General features: G+C 49.0%; 20 protein-coding genes and 3 tRNA genes. 16 read left to right on the top strand and 7 right to left on the bottom strand.

What is annotated here, in order from left to right:
* The first annotated feature begins 127 nt into the window (after positions 1–127).
* A complete protein-coding gene (locus tag EDC52_RS08810) occupies positions 128–1,153 on the top strand; it encodes an AraC family transcriptional regulator (RefSeq protein WP_131864958.1) in 1,026 nt (341 codons plus the stop codon).
* 4 nt (positions 1,154–1,157) lie between these two features.
* Here EDC52_RS08810 and EDC52_RS08815 read toward each other — a convergent pair whose 3' ends face one another.
* The 3 genes from EDC52_RS08815 to EDC52_RS08825 form a co-directional block, all read right to left on the bottom strand.
* Entirely contained in the window at positions 1,158–2,189 is a 1,032-nt protein-coding gene (locus EDC52_RS08815) for a PLP-dependent cysteine synthase family protein (protein WP_131864959.1), read from the bottom strand.
* A 144-nt stretch (positions 2,190–2,333) separates the two neighbouring features.
* Positions 2,334–2,675 carry a GlpM family protein gene (locus EDC52_RS08820; RefSeq protein WP_131864960.1) on the bottom strand — a complete coding sequence of 114 codons (342 nt, stop codon included), beginning with the start codon at positions 2,673–2,675 and terminating at the stop codon, positions 2,334–2,336.
* A gap of 127 nt (positions 2,676–2,802) precedes the next feature.
* Positions 2,803–3,027: a DUF2594 family protein gene (locus EDC52_RS08825; RefSeq protein ID WP_131864961.1), complete on the bottom strand. Its 225-nt coding sequence runs from the start codon at positions 3,025–3,027 to the stop codon at positions 2,803–2,805.
* Between the two features lie 645 nt (positions 3,028–3,672).
* On the opposite strand from EDC52_RS08825, the gene uvrY reads away from it, so the two are divergent.
* The 7 genes from uvrY (at position 3,673) to EDC52_RS08860 (ending at position 8,701) form a co-directional block, all read left to right on the top strand.
* Positions 3,673–4,329 carry a UvrY/SirA/GacA family response regulator transcription factor gene (uvrY, locus tag EDC52_RS08830; protein ID WP_131864962.1) on the top strand — a complete coding sequence of 219 codons (657 nt, stop codon included), beginning with the start codon at positions 3,673–3,675 and terminating at the stop codon, positions 4,327–4,329.
* On the top strand, positions 4,301–6,154 hold the full coding sequence (uvrC, locus tag EDC52_RS08835; protein ID WP_407924208.1) for an excinuclease ABC subunit UvrC: 1,854 nt from the start codon (positions 4,301–4,303) through the stop codon (positions 6,152–6,154). The genes uvrY and uvrC overlap by 29 nt, the downstream gene beginning before the upstream one ends.
* Positions 6,155–6,211: 57 nt before the next feature.
* Positions 6,212–6,760 (top strand): CDP-diacylglycerol--glycerol-3-phosphate 3-phosphatidyltransferase, encoded by a 549-nt coding sequence (gene pgsA / locus EDC52_RS08840; RefSeq protein ID WP_131864964.1) that lies wholly within the window; start codon positions 6,212–6,214, stop codon positions 6,758–6,760.
* A gap of 146 nt (positions 6,761–6,906) precedes the next feature.
* Positions 6,907–6,981 (top strand) — tRNA-Gly (locus EDC52_RS08845).
* A gap of 424 nt (positions 6,982–7,405) precedes the next feature.
* Positions 7,406–8,164 (top strand): class I SAM-dependent methyltransferase, encoded by a 759-nt coding sequence (locus EDC52_RS08850; RefSeq protein ID WP_131864965.1) that lies wholly within the window; start codon positions 7,406–7,408, stop codon positions 8,162–8,164.
* A gap of 358 nt (positions 8,165–8,522) precedes the next feature.
* A tRNA-Cys gene (locus tag EDC52_RS08855) sits at positions 8,523–8,596 on the top strand.
* 19 nt (positions 8,597–8,615) lie between these two features.
* Positions 8,616–8,701: transfer RNA gene (locus tag EDC52_RS08860), tRNA-Leu, on the top strand.
* 160 nt (positions 8,702–8,861) lie between these two features.
* On the opposite strand, the gene EDC52_RS08865 is transcribed toward EDC52_RS08860, so the two are convergent.
* Positions 8,862–10,121, bottom strand: coding sequence for an AI-2E family transporter (locus EDC52_RS08865; protein ID WP_131865150.1), 1,260 nt, complete (start codon positions 10,119–10,121; stop codon positions 8,862–8,864).
* A 282-nt stretch (positions 10,122–10,403) separates the two neighbouring features.
* Positions 10,404–10,697, bottom strand: coding sequence for an I78 family peptidase inhibitor (locus EDC52_RS08870; RefSeq protein WP_131864966.1), 294 nt, complete (start codon positions 10,695–10,697; stop codon positions 10,404–10,406).
* A 216-nt stretch (positions 10,698–10,913) separates the two neighbouring features.
* On the opposite strand from EDC52_RS08870, the gene rlmF reads away from it, so the two are divergent.
* The 4 genes from rlmF to EDC52_RS08890 all read left to right on the top strand — a co-directional run bounded on the left by rlmF (position 10,914) and on the right by EDC52_RS08890 (position 13,236).
* A complete protein-coding gene (gene rlmF / locus EDC52_RS08875) occupies positions 10,914–11,879 on the top strand; it encodes a 23S rRNA (adenine(1618)-N(6))-methyltransferase RlmF (protein ID WP_131864967.1) in 966 nt (321 codons plus the stop codon).
* 32 nt (positions 11,880–11,911) lie between these two features.
* The gene (locus tag EDC52_RS08880) at positions 11,912–12,367 is read left to right on the top strand and encodes a GNAT family N-acetyltransferase (RefSeq protein ID WP_131864968.1); all 456 of its coding nucleotides are present in this window, start codon (positions 11,912–11,914) and stop codon (positions 12,365–12,367) included.
* Between the two features lie 132 nt (positions 12,368–12,499).
* Positions 12,500–12,811, top strand: coding sequence for a hypothetical protein (locus EDC52_RS08885; protein ID WP_131864969.1), 312 nt, complete (start codon positions 12,500–12,502; stop codon positions 12,809–12,811).
* A 131-nt stretch (positions 12,812–12,942) separates the two neighbouring features.
* Entirely contained in the window at positions 12,943–13,236 is a 294-nt protein-coding gene (locus EDC52_RS08890) for a hypothetical protein (protein WP_131864970.1), read from the top strand.
* 122 nt (positions 13,237–13,358) lie between these two features.
* Here EDC52_RS08890 and EDC52_RS08895 read toward each other — a convergent pair whose 3' ends face one another.
* Positions 13,359–14,528, bottom strand: a complete 1,170-nt coding sequence (locus EDC52_RS08895) for a L,D-transpeptidase family protein (RefSeq protein WP_131864971.1) — start codon at positions 14,526–14,528, stop codon at positions 13,359–13,361.
* A gap of 321 nt (positions 14,529–14,849) precedes the next feature.
* On the opposite strand from EDC52_RS08895, the gene EDC52_RS08900 reads away from it, so the two are divergent.
* Positions 14,850–15,548 carry a phosphohydrolase gene (locus EDC52_RS08900; protein ID WP_131864972.1) on the top strand — a complete coding sequence of 233 codons (699 nt, stop codon included), beginning with the start codon at positions 14,850–14,852 and terminating at the stop codon, positions 15,546–15,548.
* Positions 15,549–15,598: 50 nt separating this feature from the next.
* Here EDC52_RS08900 and EDC52_RS08905 read toward each other — a convergent pair whose 3' ends face one another.
* Entirely contained in the window at positions 15,599–15,967 is a 369-nt protein-coding gene (locus tag EDC52_RS08905) for a hypothetical protein (protein ID WP_131864973.1), read from the bottom strand.
* Positions 15,968–16,576: 609 nt separating this feature from the next.
* Between EDC52_RS08905 and EDC52_RS08910 the strand changes: the two genes are divergently transcribed.
* The 3 genes from EDC52_RS08910 (at position 16,577) to EDC52_RS19855 (ending at position 17,302) form a co-directional block, all read left to right on the top strand.
* Entirely contained in the window at positions 16,577–16,759 is a 183-nt protein-coding gene (locus EDC52_RS08910; RefSeq protein WP_131864974.1) for a DUF2158 domain-containing protein, read from the top strand.
* A gap of 215 nt (positions 16,760–16,974) precedes the next feature.
* The gene (locus EDC52_RS19850; protein WP_165911679.1) at positions 16,975–17,115 is read left to right on the top strand and encodes a hypothetical protein; all 141 of its coding nucleotides are present in this window, start codon (positions 16,975–16,977) and stop codon (positions 17,113–17,115) included.
* A 25-nt stretch (positions 17,116–17,140) separates the two neighbouring features.
* On the top strand, positions 17,141–17,302 hold the full coding sequence (locus EDC52_RS19855) for a hypothetical protein (protein ID WP_165911680.1): 162 nt from the start codon (positions 17,141–17,143) through the stop codon (positions 17,300–17,302).
* The last annotated feature ends 15 nt before the right edge of the window (positions 17,303–17,317 follow it).

Below are 17,317 nucleotides of genomic sequence, written 5' to 3' on the forward strand. Positions count from 1 at the left end.
ATGAGGACCGCTGCCGAGCTTACGTTGAGCGGACCCCGGCAAAGCGGAATTATCCTAAAAATCTATTGTGCGCTGACACTCAATTCGTTATAACAGTTTGTTGATTACTTTATGGGTAACACAGACCGTGCATCCTGGCCGCATAATAATTGATCACTCCAATGAACGTGAAAAGCGTGCTTCGAAAATTGAGCGCTGGCGTGCTGGTGTTAATGCTGCCTTGCTCGATTCTGAATTTACCCGTTCCCAGAGCGAGGTCTTACGCTGGTCCGTTGAAGCCCATCATTTCAATATTTTCATCTGTGGAAAATTAACTTCTACGGCGCAGATGCTTGGTAATCTGTCATCAAAATATGACAACTTAAATGATCATTTCATATTAATGATTCTCCTTACAGGTGGGATTGAAATCAAAATAGGCCATTACGCTTCGGTGTTAGATCCTGGTGATTTGATCATTCTTGATATCCTGCAACCCATGAAAATGAAGTTATTAGAAAGTAATAAAACAAAATCTATTGAAGTAATCTATGTTGCTATCCCCCGACTGTTTTTATATGATGCTGAAGACGGTTGTCATCTGCATGGTAAAGTCCTTGAGCATCGGGATATCCTCAACCGCTTAATTACCTCCCAGATTTTATCCTTAATTGACTCCAGCCCTGGTTTGTCTATAGATGATGTCAACAGGGTCGCGCGGCCGGTAATGGAGTTCCTTGTACACGCAATCAAATCCTCTTGTAGCCAATGGCAACCTCTTGCCAATGATGTCAGTGAGCAGGTACTGAGTCGGGTATGTGATTTCATTTATGCCAATTTACGACTGCCGCTGTTGACGCCTGAGTTGATTGGTAAAAATTTCGGGTTATCTCGCTCTTCGCTTTACCGGTTGTTTGAATCTTATGGTGGGATTGTGGCGCATATCCGTCGCAAACGCATTACTGCCGCTACGCGTATGCTGCTGCATCCGCAGTATCGGCACTGGCAGGTAGCCGAAATAGCCTATTACTGGCAATTTGAACCGGCGACATTCAACCGGCTTTTTGCTGCTATTTACGACACCACTCCCAACCTGGCAAGAAAAGAGCAGCAGAAGCTTTGGGCCCTGGATTCGGTCAACGAATCTCAGGTGCTTTGGCTTAAATCGCTATGATATTTCAGCAGGTATGAATCGGCCTGCTGCAATTAAAAAACTCCTCTCCTTGTAGCCGGTCAGCGTCGCTTCCAGCATCGGCAAAAAGTGTTATTACTGTCTCCTCCGGACCCATGGTAGCTGCCAGATGATAGGCGCTTTGCCAGTTTGCCGCTGATGACGATCCAATCTTCATACCGGTTAATTTATAAAATTCAAACATTGCGCTCAGCGACTCCTGCCAACTGACTGGGTAAAAAGGGATGTCGAGTACCTTCATCCGGGTAATAAAAGGCTGCCTGAAGCCAAATCCCATACCGCCGGCGCCAGCGAACTTGTTTCGCCCATCGGGCGGTGCCATCGTGCCAAACGGCAGTTCCGCCGGGGTGGTTCCCTGTACTTTGACCTGAGGATTGTCTTCACTCAGGGCTGCATAAACTCCGGACAGCGTGCCGCCGGTACCGACCGCCGCCACCCAGCCATTGGCTGTTAGGCCATGCAGCTGTCGCCGGATCTCTTTGCCGGTCTGGTGCTGATGAACAGCCACATTGACCAGGTTCAAATGTTGTGAGAGCAATGTCCAGCCAGGCTCTTGCTGGGCGATTTCCTGAGCCTTGGCAATCAGTCCGAGTAAAAAATACTGATGATCGACTTTTGTAATCCGGGCATTGTGCTGTTCGAGTATATCGACCAGCGCCTGCGGCGAAGAATCTGGTATCACCAGATGCACCGGGATATCGCAGAGATGGCACATCATCGCCAGAGCTTTGCCCATATTACCGCCTGAGGCATCCAGTAATTTTAGCGGCCCGCGGTCCGGATCATGCCTGTCGATGGCGTCACAGAACATGCCGAATGCCGCGCGGTCTTTGACTGATCCAAATGGATTTTCATATTCACACTTGGCCAGTATTTTGGCACCACCATGGGGACTCGGCACGGGTATCAACGGCGTATTGCCAAGATGAGAATAAAAATCCGCTAATTGAGGGTAACGAGCAAGTGCGTTGGAAGGATTTGGCGCACCATGTTGAGGATTAAACAGCTCAAAATTCATGATGATTCCTTGAGGGAAGAGACACAATTTACAATGGGGACGGTCCTGTCATCGAGATGTGCAATTTTTAGCAATGGTTTCACCCCCAGGTCAATATATAAGCCGCCAATGACTTATTTCACTGGAGTGTCTGGGTAGGGGTATTTACATGCTGTACCAGCGCCGCCACAACACAATCAGCAGCCAGGCGGCCACGCACCAACATGCCGTGGCACTCAGCAGGGCATAGGGCAGACGCAGGCAACCGACCAGCACAAACAGTGAAAGCAGGTAAATAATATAGGGAATAATCGCCCACAGGCCGAAAATGAGGGTTGTGCGCAGCGCTTCAATACCGCGCTCGTTGCCGACGATATAATGGGCAATGAGCCCAAAGGTGGGAAACAGCGGTACCAGCCCGGCGATGTAATAGAGTCGGCTTTTAGACAGCAGAGCGATAACTATGACTACGGCTGCGCCAATAATTGCTTTAAACAGAAGAGACATGTTGCTGATACTGATTATGAAGTGAATGAACGGATACTAGCATGGATTTATCCATTCAACATCTGAGCTGCCTGGCAGCGCGGCGTAGGGAAACTTCACAACGCCACGCCTACCGGGCCGGCGGGATTTATTGCCGATAAGCGTGAGTAATCTGCTTGATGGTGCTGCTGAAAATGGCAGCCTGGGTAGGATCATCAAGCTCGGTGATATACTTCTCCATCTTGAGGATCACCTTTCCTGCATCAGCCTGGCCAAGCGCTTTGAGCAGCAACGTCAACATAGCCTTCATACAGTTGAGCTCCTGAGCCATTACATCCAGGTCGTTGTCAGTTGTAAATTCAACCTTACCCATAACTACTCCTCGTTACAAAATGTTGTTTGTTATGATGCCGCTGCACTCAGTGCGCATCTATGATATCCGGCGAGGATTATACCAGATTTTGTGTTGAATAATTAATGAAAGCAAAAACACCCAAGCGAGACGGTACAGGAAAGGAGATGCCCCAAAAGCGGATATAATCGGCTGACACCGCCCGCGGTATTGTTTGAAAAACACGCAGCATGGACCGGTTATTACTTATCGCGTGAGAAAGGAAGGACAAAGTAATAAGAGAGTATTATTTTTTATAATATACTTTCCAATCAAAAATTATCGTTATTAATCTTTCATCAAAAAACTGAAATTGAAAGGCGTGTTGACTATCTCATTGTAATGTAACGGGTCGTCGATATACTCTCAGCCTAAGGTGAACGGTCATGTTTGATAAATTCGGGTATTTTTCAGTTCAATAATTTTTGTAGCCAGGCAAAGGTTTTTTTTGATGAATTTCCTTGCGATGCAATAACCTATCTGACTAAAATGGTCCCCAGAAACAGCAGATTAGAATCTATTAGCCGAGCGGATAATCATTATTCATTTTTCACTTAAAAAGCGTTAATATTAAGTCATAAAATTTGATTCGCTTTACATCACTCCCTTTTTTTGGAGAATTCCTCTTTGATTAGCGTTTTTCTTGTTGATGACCACGAATTGGTGCGCGCAGGGATCCGACGCATTCTTGAAGATATCAAAGGCTTCAAAGTGGTTGGCGAGGCTGACTGTGGCGAGGATGCCGTCAAGTGGTGCCGCAGTAACAGCGTCAACGTGGTATTGATGGATATGAATATGCCCGGTATAGGAGGATTGGAAGCAACGCGTAAAATTGTGCGGTTTTCGCCGGATACCAAAATTATTATGCTGACGATCCATACAGAAAACCCATTACCTGCTAAAGTTATGCAAGCTGGCGCAGCAGGTTATCTCAGCAAGGCTGCAGCTCCTCGTGAAGTGATATGCGCCATTCGCGCGGTCAATACGGGCAAACGCTACATCGCTTCCGACATTGCTCAACAAATGGCCCTCAGCCAGCTTGAGCCTCAGAGTGAATCGCCTTTTGAATGCCTCTCTGAGCGTGAACTGCAGATAATGCTGATGATCACTAAAGGTCAAAAAGTAAACGATATTTCAGAGCAGCTCAATCTGAGTCCCAAAACCGTTAACAGTTACCGTTACAGAATATTCAGCAAACTTAATATTAATGGTGATGTAGTGTTGACCCACCTGGCGATTCGGCATGGGTTGTTAAATGCGGAGATCATGCTTAGCAGTGACTGAACGTTTTAATCCCAAAGAATTCCTCAAAACGGTAACCAGCCAGCCAGGCGTTTACCGTATGTATGATGCAGCGGATACCGTGGTTTATGTCGGCAAAGCCAAAGACTTGAAAAAGCGGCTGGCAAGCTATTTCCGCGTGCAGGTCGCCAGTCGCAAGACCGAAGCCCTGGTCAAGACCATCGCGCAAATAGACGTTACCGTCACACATACTGAAACCGAAGCGCTATTGCTTGAGCACAACTATATCAAGTTGTATCAGCCGCGCTATAACGTGCTGCTGCGTGATGATAAATCCTATCCCCTCATTTTTCTCAGCAGTGATACACATCCTCGCCTAAGTATTCATCGTGGCGCCAAACATGGCAAAGGGGAATACTTTGGCCCGTTTCCCAATGGCTACGCGGTGCGTGAAACCTTGGGGTTACTGCAAAAGCTGTTTCCCATTCGCCAATGTGAAGACAGCGTTTATCGTAACCGCTCGCGTCCTTGCCTGCAGTATCAGATTGGCCGCTGCCTCGGGCCCTGCGTCAAGGGGCTGGTCAGCGATGAGGAGTATCTCCATCAGGTGGATTACGTGCGGCTGTTTTTATCCGGTAAGGATCAGCAGGTGCTGAACCAGCTGGTCGAGCGGATGGAGCTGGCGAGTCGGGCGCTGAATTTCGAAGAGGCCGCGCGCGCGCGCGATCAGATCCAGGCGGTGAGAAGAGTCACTGAAAAACAGTTCGTTTCAGGCGATCATGATGATCTTGACGTTATCGGTGTAGCCTATGATGCCGGCATGGCCTGCGTTCATGTGCTGTTTATTCGGCAGGGGAAAGTGCTGGGCAGCCGCAGCTATTTCCCCAAAGTACCGGCAGACACCGAGCTGTCCGAAGTAGTGCAGACTTTTGTCGGACAGTTTTATCTTCAGGGCAGCCAGATACGTACCCTGCCGGGAGAGATCCTGCTGGATTTCTCCTTGCCGGAAAAAGACCTGCTGGCAAGCTCTTTGAGCGAACTAGCCGGTCGTAGAATCCAGATTCAGGCTCATCCCCGCGGAGATCGTGCGCGCTATCTCAAGCTTGCTGCCACTAACGCGACCACTGCCCTGGTGACCAAGCGAGCTCAGCAGTCGACTATTCATCAACGGTTGTCAGCCCTTGCCGACATGTTGGGTCTGGAAACGATAAAACGTATGGAATGTTTCGATATCAGCCATACCATGGGCGAACAGACCATTGCATCATGCGTGGTGTTTGACGCTAATGGGCCGGTTCGTTCGGAATACCGCCGTTATAATATCGAGGGCATCACGCCTGGTGATGATTATGCGGCCATGACTCAAGTACTTCGCCGTCGCTATGGTAAACCGCTTGAGCCGTCTAAAATTCCTGACGTCGTGGTCATCGATGGTGGTAAAGGCCAGCTGGGTATGGCTAAAGATGTTTTCGCCGCTCTGGATGTTCCTTGGGATAAGTCTCAGGTAATCTTGCTTGGCGTCGCCAAAGGCACGGAGCGTAAAGCCGGGCTGGAGACCTTGTTTCTCAAACGCCATGGCGAAGGGATTTCTCTGCCGCCCGACTCTCCGGCGTTGCACGTGATCCAGCATATTCGTGATGATTCCCATAACCATGCGATCACCGGGCATCGTAATAAACGTGCCAAAGTGAAAAATACCAGCGCATTGGAATTAATTGAGGGTGTAGGCCCCAAACGTCGTCAGCAGCTGTTAAAATATATGGGCGGATTGCAGCCATTGCGCAACGCCAGTCTAGAGGAAATTGCACGGGTACCGGGTATTTCACATGCATTAGCAGAAAAAATTTTTAATGCGTTGAAACACTAACAGTAATGTTGCAACATACTCTTTATCTTCACTCCAGCCAGACAGTTACGAAGCGATATGCAATTGAATATACCCACATGGCTTACGTTGTTCCGCGTCGCGATGATTCCGTTCTTCGTTCTGGCTTTTTACCTGCCATTTCATTGGGCTCCCCTGGTTTGTGCCGCCATTTTTGTCATTGCGGCCATCACCGACTGGTTTGATGGTTTCCTGGCAAGGCGTTGGAAGCAGACCACCCGTTTCGGCGCTTTTCTCGATCCTGTAGCCGATAAAGTCATGGTGGCAATGGCCCTGGTGCTGGTGGCTGAACATTTTCACTCCTGGTGGATTACGCTGCCGGCGGCGACAATGATCGCCCGCGAAATCATCATTTCTGCCCTCAGGGAGTGGATGGCGGAAATCGGAAAGCGCAGCAGTGTGGCGGTTTCCTGGATTGGTAAAGTGAAAACAACTGCGCAGATGCTGGCACTGGTTGCTTTACTGTGGCGTCCGGATCAAACGGTGGAAGGCATTGGTATTGTCGCCTTGTACATTGCCGCGGTGTTGACATTTTGGTCCATGTTCCAGTATCTCTACGCCGCCCGGCATGATCTGTTTGAAGGTTAAACAAAGCGCTTTATTAATCATCAAACGGCGGGCCTGGAGAATAATTCTGTTGACTCATTTAGCCAGGTCAGTAGAATGCAGCGCATTGAAGCAGCAGGCCATTATGTTGCCTCAAGTCAGAAGATAGCCAGTCAGTACAGTACCCTGCGGGAATAGCTCAGTGGTAGAGCACAACCTTGCCAAGGTTGGGGTCGCGAGTTCGAGCCTCGTTTCCCGCTCCAATTTTTAATATGTCCGCTTCTTCTCTACTCCGCCGTTTTTATCACAGTGCAGCAGCACTCGCGCTGCAGTCGTCTTATCTTAGTCATCCAACCCTGATGTATTACAGCTCCTTTGAAATATGCTTTGGCTGCCTTGCCTGCTCCAACTGCTCCAACTGCTCCGGTTGCTTAAGCTGATTTGGCAATCGGCCACGGGCCCGATCCAACGGCTGCTTGTCATAGCCTAATTCCGGCCGGTCATAGGCCCGTTTACTGGCTCTTGGATGTTGGATGGTTCTATCCCAGGGGGGAATAAGGGTTATGACCAAACCTTCAGAATCGACTTGCCTGCGGTGCTTCTCAAGTCCGTTTGTACCGGCTTAAATGTTGCCTTATAGTGATCATTATTGAGTCAATCAGGGATGCCGCACGGGTAAACGAATCTATGAAATTGAATCATCATGAGTTGATTGAGCAACAGTTTGGCGACCAGGCTCAGGCTTATCTGAACAGCAGCGTTCATGCGCAGGGTGCAGACTTGAAACGGCTGGACCAATGGCTTGATGCTCATCCTGACGCCAGGCTGCTGGACCTGGGTTGCGGAGCAGGACATGCCAGCTTTGTGGCGGCGACGAAAGTGACTCAGGTGATAGCGTATGATTTGTCCGAGAAGATGCTTACGGTGGTCAAGCAGGCTGCTAAAGAACGAGAACTGAGTAATTTACAGACCTGCCAGGGAAAAGCGGAATCGCTACCTTTTGATGATGGAAGCTTTGATGTGGTGGTAAGCCGCTACTCCGCCCATCATTGGCATGATGTCGGCCGGTCGCTAAAAGAGATCAAGCGTATCCTGGTCCCTGGCGGCAAGTTTATCTTGATGGATATCGTTTCTCCCGGGCATCCCGTGCTGGATATTTATCTGCAGACCGTGGAAGTGCTCAGGGATACTTCCCATGTCCGTGATTATTCGCAGGGTGAATGGATGAGATGGGTAAATGAAGCCGGTTTAACCGTTAGAACGATGACGACCGAACGTCTTTATCTGGACTTCGGCCTCTGGGTCGCACGCATGCGTACTCCGGATAATAGGGTTGAGGCGATAAGAACACTGCAAAAATCGCTCTCCGAAGAAGTAAAAAGTTACTATCAAATACGAGAGGATGGCTCTTTCAGCCCGGACACCATGATGCTTATGGCGCAATAGCATAGGGAAATTGCAGACTGAAGGGGAAGGGGGGCAACCTGGGCATTGATACTGGGCGGATCCAGCAAGTGATAAAAAAGGGCGGTCGGTGATTAGCGAGCAACTGCTCAAAACGTAGCTATAACAACCTGCTGCAGGGCTGGTAATATCAAGGCATTTAGGGTCGTTGAACGGCCGTCGAACTTTTGAGCGGTCAGCCAGCCGCGGCCAAAAAAGGCTTGCCATCTAATGCGATTAAGTCCATAATTGCGTCCATTCCTCGGTTGAGGAGTGAAAAAAGTCTTTGTTAATCAACGGGTTGATGTCAGGATTAAGTCCTGAATTTTCTCTCGTCAGGAAGGCAAAGCATCGTTGAAATGGCGCGTTGGCAGAGTGGCCATGCTGCGGATTGCAAATCCGCCTACCTCGGTTCGACTCCGGGACGCGCCTCCAGATTACCTTATTTCCCGATGCCCGGGTGGTGGAATCGGTAGACACAAGGGATTTAAAATCCCTCGGCCTTTGGCTGTACGAGTTCAAGTCTCGTCCCGGGTACCATCAGGAAATAGCGAATTAAAACAATAAGTTGTTGTATAATTGATGCCGCCTATAGGCGGTTTTTTTTGTGTCTGAAATTCGGGTTTTATGCTTTCTGCTCATGTTAGCAGCATGGCTACCGCCACCCCCTCCCGGTAAGAAGGGGTGGCGAATACCGTTTTCAGGCGTTACGTGACGGCTGGTCTGATTGCTCCTGTTGCTCCTGTTGCTCCTTTCTTTCCTTTTGCTCTTGTTCTTGCTGTTCTTTCTGTTCTTTCTTTTCCCTAATTTCTTGCTGCAGGACTTCTTTCTCAGCCGCTTCCTGCTGGGCCAGCATGATTTCATTTTCCCGGGCTTCTGTAATGATGTCCTTGTCTATCTCTTCGATATTTCCTTTGTGATCACGCCCGGAGAGCAAGTTCCAGCTGGCTATAAAAAGTGCTGCAATTAATGGGCCTATGACAAAGCCATTAATGCCAAAGAGTTCCATCCCGCCAAGTGTCGATATAAGCACCAGATAATCGGGCATTTTGGTATCTTTACCGACCAGAATGGGTCTCAGTATATTGTCTACCACTCCAACTACCACGACAAAAAATACTATCAGAGCGATGCCTTTCCACACCGGGCCAGCTATAATGAAATACAGCGCGACCGGTGCCCAAATAATTGCCGAGCCAATAGCGGGAATGAGTGACAAGAAGGCCATCAGTGCCCCCCATAGTATGCTTCCCTCAACACCGACAAAATAAAATGCCATTCCGCCCAATGCACCCTGCACGATAGCCACCACCGCAGTGCCTTTAACCGTGGCTTTAGTCACCGCAGCAAATTTAACAAATAAATGATGCTTAGCATGTTTAGATAACGGAATAGCATCGAGAATGAGTTTAATCAGATAGGAACCATCTTTAAGCAGAAAAAACAGCAGGTACAGCATCACCACGAAGCCAATGGTGAAACTGAATGTGCTTTCGCCAATCAGTAACGCGCTGCTGGCCAGCGTTTGGCTTCCCTGCATGAAAAGATCGGCTATTCTCTGCTGCAGTTTTACCGGGTCACTGAGCCTGTGTTCAGTAACAATATCTTGGATATTGTCGGGTAAATGGCCAACAATATTATTGATAAGTGTTGGAAAAGGAATCTGATTTTGCTGAATGCTGTTGTATAGCTCGTTTGATTCAATAGCCAGGGAGGTAGTGACTAAAGACAGCGGTATAAATACAATCAAACAAATGACAATAACGGTGATAAAGGACGACAGGCCATTCCTGTCACTAAGCTTTTGTCGTAAAGTGGTTTTTAGCGGGTAGAAAAGTACCGCAAGAATCGCCGCCCAGAATATGGCAGAAAAATAAGCTTTAAGCACCAGGATAAATGCAATGGAGCTTATTAACAGCAGTAGTACAAAAAAACCTTCATTAATTCCCTTTAGTCTCATTTCTGTATCTCGTTTCATTGATGAAATTATGCATCAGTATAAGTCAATAAACTAATATCAGGGCATTTATCACTTTGCCCGCAGGAAATTGGCCTGGACGATCCCGCGGTGAAATACCGACCGGCTAACCGATGAAATAGATGCTCGGACAGCAGGCCAGCAATGGGGTAACCGGGATGGCAATGCGCTTAGCCTGGGTAAACGCATCGCAGGCAAGTGTGAAGGGGGAAATCGAGCATCTGCGCCTGGGTTGATGCGCTGATAAACAGGGGGTTCACCGAGTCATGAACAGCTCACCCGTGTTATGATCCCTTTTTCGTCAGCAATAAAATTGATCCTTTCTGGATTATGATCCATGGTCACGGCTTGGCCGGGCTTTATCAAGCGGACAGGGCCGGCGAACTTCATGGAATCCAACACCGTTTCAGGTTTACCGATCAGATGATTAAATTCAACCGCGCGGCAGGAATCCATTGATGCTGGCTGCTCATCTGTGGTCTTCGGCTCAGAATGCGTCTGACAGGCACTCAACATAGCCATGGTTATAAACGCCACTGGAATCAACTTGTTGTTCATTATCGTTCCTTTTAGAGAGAAGTTTGATTATAACGGAGACTTAAGGAGGAGCAAGAATTTGTCATTGCGTGCCAGTCCGTTGCCGATCGCTGCTTCCGTCATTGCCGAACCCGGAAGTCTGCTATCTGCCTGCCTGCCTTCCTGGCCCAGGTAGGGGATAAAAAAGAACGTTTATGCTATCGTAACCGTCAAAGATTTCATTTATGAGTTATCCCGGTGGACCTGAAAAAAACTTTCCCGCAGCAAAAAAAAGATTTGCATCCACGCAATCGCCATCGTGACCGATATGATTTTCCGGCGCTTATTTCGACCCATCCACCGCTCAAACCCTTTGTGAGCGAAAATAAGTGGGGAGACGAATCGGTAGATTTCGCTGACCCTGACGCCGTAAAAACACTCAATCAGGCATTATTGCGCCATTATTACGGCATCGCGCACTGGGATATCCCCGCTGGCTACCTTTGCCCGCCCATCCCGGGCCGCTCAGATTATATACATTATTTGGCTGACTTGCTCGCACAGAGCAATAATGGCGCAATACCGGGCGACAAAAGAGTGGCCGTGCTGGATATCGGCATAGGAGCAAATTGTATATATCCAATCATTGGCCTGAAAGAATATGGCTGGCGGTTTACCGGTTCAGAAATAGATCCCGTTTCGCTTAATGCGGCAAAAATGATCATTGCCATGAATCCGACCTTGAAAAACAGTGTTAGGCTGCGCCAGCAAAAAAGACCGGATGCTATTCTTGAAGGGATAATCAGCGTTACAGACATCTTTGATGCAGTGATATGTAACCCGCCGTTTCATGGCTCTGCAGAAGAAGCGTTAGCCAGCACCCGACGTAAGCTTCACAAATTGGGAAAAGCCGACGTATCTGACAACCCAGTTCAAAATTTCGGCGGCAAGAATAATGAATTATGGTGTGAAGGCGGAGAGCTCACTTTTGTCAGCACGATGGCGAGGGAAAGTGTCAGCAAAGCCGGAAATTGCCTATGGTTTACTTCGCTCATTTCCAAAAGTACCACCTTGCCGCCGCTTTATGAGCTGCTAAAAGGGTTGGGGGCGGCAGATATCCGCACTATCAATATGGCTCAGGGGCAGAAAATCAGCCGCATGATTGCATGGACATTCCAAAACCCGCAACAACAGGCTGAGTGGGCGGCGAAGCGCTGGCAATAGTCAATCCTAGGCTGCACGAAGGGAAACCATCAATGTTCACGATAAGTCAGGAGACAGCGGGTCAGCCAGAAGCAGTTGGTCTTATTGCACAACTTGATAAGTACCAGAATGCGCTATATCCCGCCGCGTCCGCGCATACACTTGATCTTAGCCAACTGGGTGATGAAAGCCTGATATTTTTGATGATACGTCATGAAACGGGGCGCGCAGTTGGGTGTGGCTCAATCGTGCTGTATCCTGATTATGGTGAAATCAAGCGCGTTTTCATTCTTGCCGAATATCGCAGGCGGGGTTTGGGGGATAAATTGTTAATGGCGCTGGAACACGCTGCTGTTGGTAAGGGCGTATCCATATTAAGGCTTGAAACCGGGGTAGAGCAGCCGAGTGCTGTTACACTCTATCAACGTAACGGTTATCACTTTTGCTCCCCCTTCCCGCCGTATCAGGCGGATCCGCTAAGTCATTTCATGGAAAAAAAGATTCAATAATTCTGTTGGCCAGAATACGCTGGAGGGTAACATTACGTTTGTATTCAGTGATTAGCAGGGGGAAAGGGTCGACCCTGGCAATCACATAAGTTACTTTTTATGCAAATATGATGATTTTTCATGCGAGGGCTTATGATAGTACGTACATGGCATGGCTGCGTACCGGTAACTAAGGCAGACGGGTTTGCCGAACAGCTCCAGATTACCGGAGTCGATCACGCAAAAGGGATCGTTGGCAATCTTGGCGCCACGGTGAAGCAGGTAAGTCAGGAAGGTTATGTGCATTTTTTCCTGGCCACTTACTGGCGCGATCTGGAGGCGGTGCAAGCATTTGCTGGTCACGATTACTCAGTGGCGGTCACTTACCCGGATGATGAACAATTCGAGCTGCTGTCGGATCCCTACGTGTTTCATCATGAAGTCAGCGCTGTTCGATCATTATAATTTCCTGCTGTTCAATCATTTTAATCTCCTGCTGCTCGTTTTCACATTTTCCACTATCTCCGATCATTTTTCTGCAAGAGAGTTGCTACGATAATGACATCTCCACTTTATTGCAGAGGTGAATGCGGGCCATGTCTCTTTACCGGAGTTTATCGCTTGCCATTGCGCTGGGGCTGGGGCTGGGCAGTTCAACCTATGCAGCCTCCACCTCATCCCTGAGTAATAACCGCATCAAGCAGTTGATCATTCAGCAATCGATAGCAGCCTATAGCGGCAACTGCCCTTGTCCTTACAGCACTGCAGCTAACGGCAGCCGTTGTGGTAAACGTAGTGCCTGGAGTCGTCCAGGAGGTGAGGAGCCGATTTGTTTCAAGGACGATGTTACGGAAGAAATGATAAAAGAATGGCGGTCTTCACACCGTTAGACCATGGTGAGAATGGAATGCTGATTACAACGCTTTGCAGCGGGTAGGGCGTCGGAGCCTCGATCAGGCTCCGATGTGAAGCTTTTACTGTGAAGCCTCAATCAGGCTCCGATATTAAGCTTTTACTGTGGAGCCTGGACTTCCTGCCCATCGCTGCCTGGTACCTGGGAGATGGGCGCCTGATTATCAGGGGCCGCAATAGCCTGATCCTGGGTCTGGCCGCTGGTGGCTTCAGGCTCCATCGGCTGGACCTGGGAACCATCAGCCGGAACGCGCACGTCGGTCGTTACCGGGGTGGCGTCTGTCGCAGGCGCTGAGGGGTCAGCCGCTACCGGCTGCGGCTGGGTATTTTCTGACCCGTTGGCATCCAATGTGGTCACGTTTACCGGCATGCCGCTGCGGGTATTCAGTGCCTGGTCTACGCTGGTCTGATTCACTCCGGCCTCGACGATGACTTTGCTCACGTTTACCGGCAGGTTGATCGGTACGGGTTCGCTGGAGTTGAACTGTTCTTCAGTGGTGGAAAGCGGGTTATGCACTTCAATATAGCGCGAGCCGTCTGGCTCTACGGTGGCTTTCACCGGCTCATTGATAAACTGTACTCTCGTGCCGACCGGCACGTTGTCGAACAGGTATTTGATATCATCCGCCCGCAAACGCACGCAGCCATGGCTTACGCGAAGGCCAATGCCAAAGTTGGCGTTAGTGCCGTGAATGGCATACAAGCGGCCGACGTACAATGCATAAAGGCCCATTGGGTTATCAGGACCGGCCGGAAAAACCTGTTTGAGGGTTTCGCCGCGTGCTGCGTATTCAGCATGCATTGCCTTGGTCGGCGTCCAGGTCGGGCCATCTTTTTTACGCTGTACGGTTGTCACCCAATTAAGGGGGGTATCCTTACCGAGTTCGCCGATACCGATGGGAAGCACGACCACGGTTTTAGATCCTTTGGGGAAATAGTAAAGGCGCATTTCGGCACTGTTGACGATGATACCTTCACGAGGCGTATCAGGCAGAATCAACTGATGAGGAATGGTCAAGCTACTGCCCGGGGTGGGAAGGTAAGGATCGACGCCCGGGTTAGCTTCCAGCATATTACTCAGACCCATCTGGAACTGGGCAGCAAAATGTTCCAGCGGCAATTTACTGTCGGCCGGAACAGTCACCTGCAGGTTTTGTCCTACCAGACGACTGTTAGCCGGGGGCAGAGGATAAACAACGGCAAGGGCTGATTGACTGAACGCAGCAACTGCCAGAATAATCATGTAAAGCGCGCGAATGTTCATTTTCATCTTATTCAGGTGTAAACGCCATGAAGGCAGTAATGGGAACCGTTAGCCCAATCAGTGTTGATCGGGTGGGCATTATATGTTCACAACGGGTAACTAGGGAAATAATATGTGTAAAGCTTTCCGTGGCTAGTTCAATTCGGCAACATTTACATTTGTTTTCAATTTGGGGGGCATCCAACAATGCATAACTTTTTTTTGCAACAGCGACCGCCGTATGGGAGCGCCAATGATCAACATTGAGCGGCGTAATGGCTATCCGGTGGATCCAGCTGCAGTAGGGTTTATCTCGGCAGTGCTGCCCGCGGGCAGAGAACGTAATCCATGAACATACTCGATTGGGAAGAGTCTTTTCAACACTACTTTCAGCACCAGATCGGTAACGAGGATAAAGCCCATGATCTCTCCCATTTCATCCGTGTGTGGCAGACTGCACGCCGTATCATGCAGGCGTCCGGCGCTGATGAGCTTATCGTTTTAACCGCCTGCTATTTCCACGATGTGGTCAGTCTTGCCAAAAACCATCCTGAACGGCATCGGTCGTCGCTGCTGGCGGCCAATAAAACCATTCAAATTCTACAGGAGAATTTTCCGACATTTCCGCTGCAGTCAATTCCCAAGGTCGCTCATGCGATAGAAGCTCACAGCTATAGCGCCTCGGTTACTCCGCTTACGCTCGAAGCTAAAATAGTGCAGGATGCCGACCGGCTTGAATCTTTAGGCGCCATAGGGCTGGCACGCGTTTTCCATATATCGGGACAATTGGGCCGCAGCCTGTTCCATCCAGATGATCCTTTGGCCTTGGATCGCTCGCTGGATGATGGCCAGTACGCCTTTGATCATTTCCAAACCAAATTATTAACCTTGCCGGACACCATGCAGACCGAGCGTGGGCGCGAGATGGCGCGGTCCAGCTGTAATTATATGATTGATTTCATGGCCAAGCTTTGTGCCGAACTGAGGGGGGATCACGAGCAATTCGATTATGCTGCGTTGGACAACATCGGCATTGGCAAGCGTTAACCCGTAACGCCAGTCCGCCATAGCATGCGCTATCGTGATGAATCTGCCTCTTAATGAGCAGGAGGCAGTTCGGGTTTCATCAAGGTCAAATGCGCGGGTAGTACGCCCAGGAATGTGATTCTTACTGTGCTGCCAGTGAGACTGTCATACGCGATGTTGCCACGGTTATCGACGGTATTTTCCCACCGCTGGCCATCCAGGCTCCTGGTCAAAGCGAATCCCGCTGGGGGGAGTATCGGTTTATTTAAATAGCTGTCGGGAGGTAGACGGGAGCCGACACAAAGATATTCCACGGTTGCGCAAAGATATTCCCTCGTCTGTGGATGGGCGCAATAAACCACCATCCATCCTGAACGTATCGCGGTTCCTTCATCATCCAAAATTGCCGTTGCAAATTCAGTTGAATAATTTTTGATCATTAAGCCGCCTGTGAAGATACACTGCTGCGTCATGCCAAATGCCGATGACCCTACATACTACACTATCATTCATTAATGGTGGTTAAGTATCATTAGAAACTTAGTATTTGTCATCAAATAATTAATGGCATAATTATTAAGTTTTGTGTGTCAACCCTGCCAAAACCCCCGTCATGGCGGCTTGCCGCGGCGCTGCTACCGGGCAACACGCCATGCATCATGCGCTGAGTAAATGAGAGGGTTATGCATTTTAAGAGCATAATCTACGCTTTCCAGGCATAAATTCCCATTAGCGTGCATACCTGGCGCCAAGTAACTTAAAGTGCTGTTTTATCGTTATTTATTTGTTTTTGTGGGCTGGTGGAGACGTATGATCAGTGATTAATGAAATTTATAAATAACCGGTTTGACGGCCAGACGCCAGCATCCTACGCTTAACCAAATGGGTCTACACCGCTTTTGCGAACCGTCAGGCGAGCGCTTTTGCGGGCCGTCTCTCACGCTTGCTAAGCGGCAACCGCAGCAACCGAAGGTAAATATTCGCTCATCACAAGCGGCAGGGCGTTACAACTCTGTATGGAATTTTTATGACATTGAAACAGGTGATTTATGACATTCGAAACTGGTGATATAGTTCAGCCCCTTAAAGGCGGGCCGGCAATGACGGTCGTCAAGGTGGAAAATGGCGTGGTTTATTGCGGTATGATGGACTCAGGCATTGAAAATGCCAAGCCTTTTAAACCTGAGGAGTTGAGTCTGTATAAAGAAGAGGGCGATTTTGGCGTATGCTGACTCTGCTTGGCGCGCTGTGGCGTCTAATGTTGCTTGGTTACGTTATAGGCTCATATTCTTATTAACCTGAACCTGAACCTGAACCTGAACCTGAACCTGAACCTGAACCTGAACCCCATGACGGTTGCAAGCTTAATGATTTTGCCCTAACGTAATAGGGGTTTTGCCATGAGGGCTGGGCCAGCCGTTATCCCTATATTGCTAAAAGTATTTACGTGAAAAAACGCCGTCCGAGTCATCGCTTTAGAGAGTACCAGGAAACGCTGAATGACGCCCAGTTTGCGATTGCGGTATTGATCATCGCCTCAGTAACGCTTATCAGCTTTATTATCGTAGTGACACTCTGGATTATCTGATTTTCAGACGGGAGAAGGAGTAGACATGGAAATGGACAAGCTTGACGACACCAGGCTGCTCGCTATCATCGGACTGCTGGTTTCGGTGTTGATAGCGGTATTGGTATTATTTGGCATTGCCTGGTTGAATGACATCAAGCACAGCGATCCCGTTGATGTGCAATCCTGCTATCGAAAAAACCTCTGAACTCAATGTTATCCG

It is taken from the genome of Biostraticola tofi (genome assembly GCF_004343195.1).
GTDB lineage: Bacteria > Pseudomonadota > Gammaproteobacteria > Enterobacterales > Enterobacteriaceae > Biostraticola > Biostraticola tofi.

Bases quoted from the DNA above. Each gene is read 5' to 3' on its own strand.
- EDC52_RS08900 (WP_131864972.1), top strand. From the start codon at position 14,850: ATGAACATACTCGATTGGGAAGAGTCTTTTCAACACTACTTTCAGCAC.
- EDC52_RS08825 (WP_131864961.1), bottom strand. From the start codon at position 3,027: ATGGGTAAGGTTGAATTTACAACTGACAACGACCTGGATGTAATGGCT.
- EDC52_RS19855 (WP_165911680.1), top strand. From the start codon at position 17,141: ATGGAAATGGACAAGCTTGACGACACCAGGCTGCTCGCTATCATCGGA.
- EDC52_RS08885 (WP_131864969.1), top strand. From the start codon at position 12,500: ATGATAGTACGTACATGGCATGGCTGCGTACCGGTAACTAAGGCAGAC.
- EDC52_RS08905 (WP_131864973.1), bottom strand. From the start codon at position 15,967: ATGATCAAAAATTATTCAACTGAATTTGCAACGGCAATTTTGGATGAT.
- EDC52_RS08880 (WP_131864968.1), top strand. From the start codon at position 11,912: ATGTTCACGATAAGTCAGGAGACAGCGGGTCAGCCAGAAGCAGTTGGT.
- EDC52_RS08850 (WP_131864965.1), top strand. From the start codon at position 7,406: ATGAAATTGAATCATCATGAGTTGATTGAGCAACAGTTTGGCGACCAG.
- EDC52_RS08910 (WP_131864974.1), top strand. From the start codon at position 16,577: ATGACATTCGAAACTGGTGATATAGTTCAGCCCCTTAAAGGCGGGCCG.
- EDC52_RS08865 (WP_131865150.1), bottom strand. From the start codon at position 10,121: ATGAGACTAAAGGGAATTAATGAAGGTTTTTTTGTACTACTGCTGTTA.
- uvrC (WP_407924208.1), top strand. From the start codon at position 4,301: ATGCGGAGATCATGCTTAGCAGTGACTGAACGTTTTAATCCCAAAGAA.
- EDC52_RS08820 (WP_131864960.1), bottom strand. From the start codon at position 2,675: ATGTCTCTTCTGTTTAAAGCAATTATTGGCGCAGCCGTAGTCATAGTT.
- pgsA (WP_131864964.1), top strand. From the start codon at position 6,212: ATGCAATTGAATATACCCACATGGCTTACGTTGTTCCGCGTCGCGATG.
- EDC52_RS08895 (WP_131864971.1), bottom strand. From the start codon at position 14,528: ATGAAAATGAACATTCGCGCGCTTTACATGATTATTCTGGCAGTTGCT.
- EDC52_RS08890 (WP_131864970.1), top strand. From the start codon at position 12,943: ATGTCTCTTTACCGGAGTTTATCGCTTGCCATTGCGCTGGGGCTGGGG.
- EDC52_RS08870 (WP_131864966.1), bottom strand. From the start codon at position 10,697: ATGAACAACAAGTTGATTCCAGTGGCGTTTATAACCATGGCTATGTTG.
- EDC52_RS08815 (WP_131864959.1), bottom strand. From the start codon at position 2,189: ATGAATTTTGAGCTGTTTAATCCTCAACATGGTGCGCCAAATCCTTCC.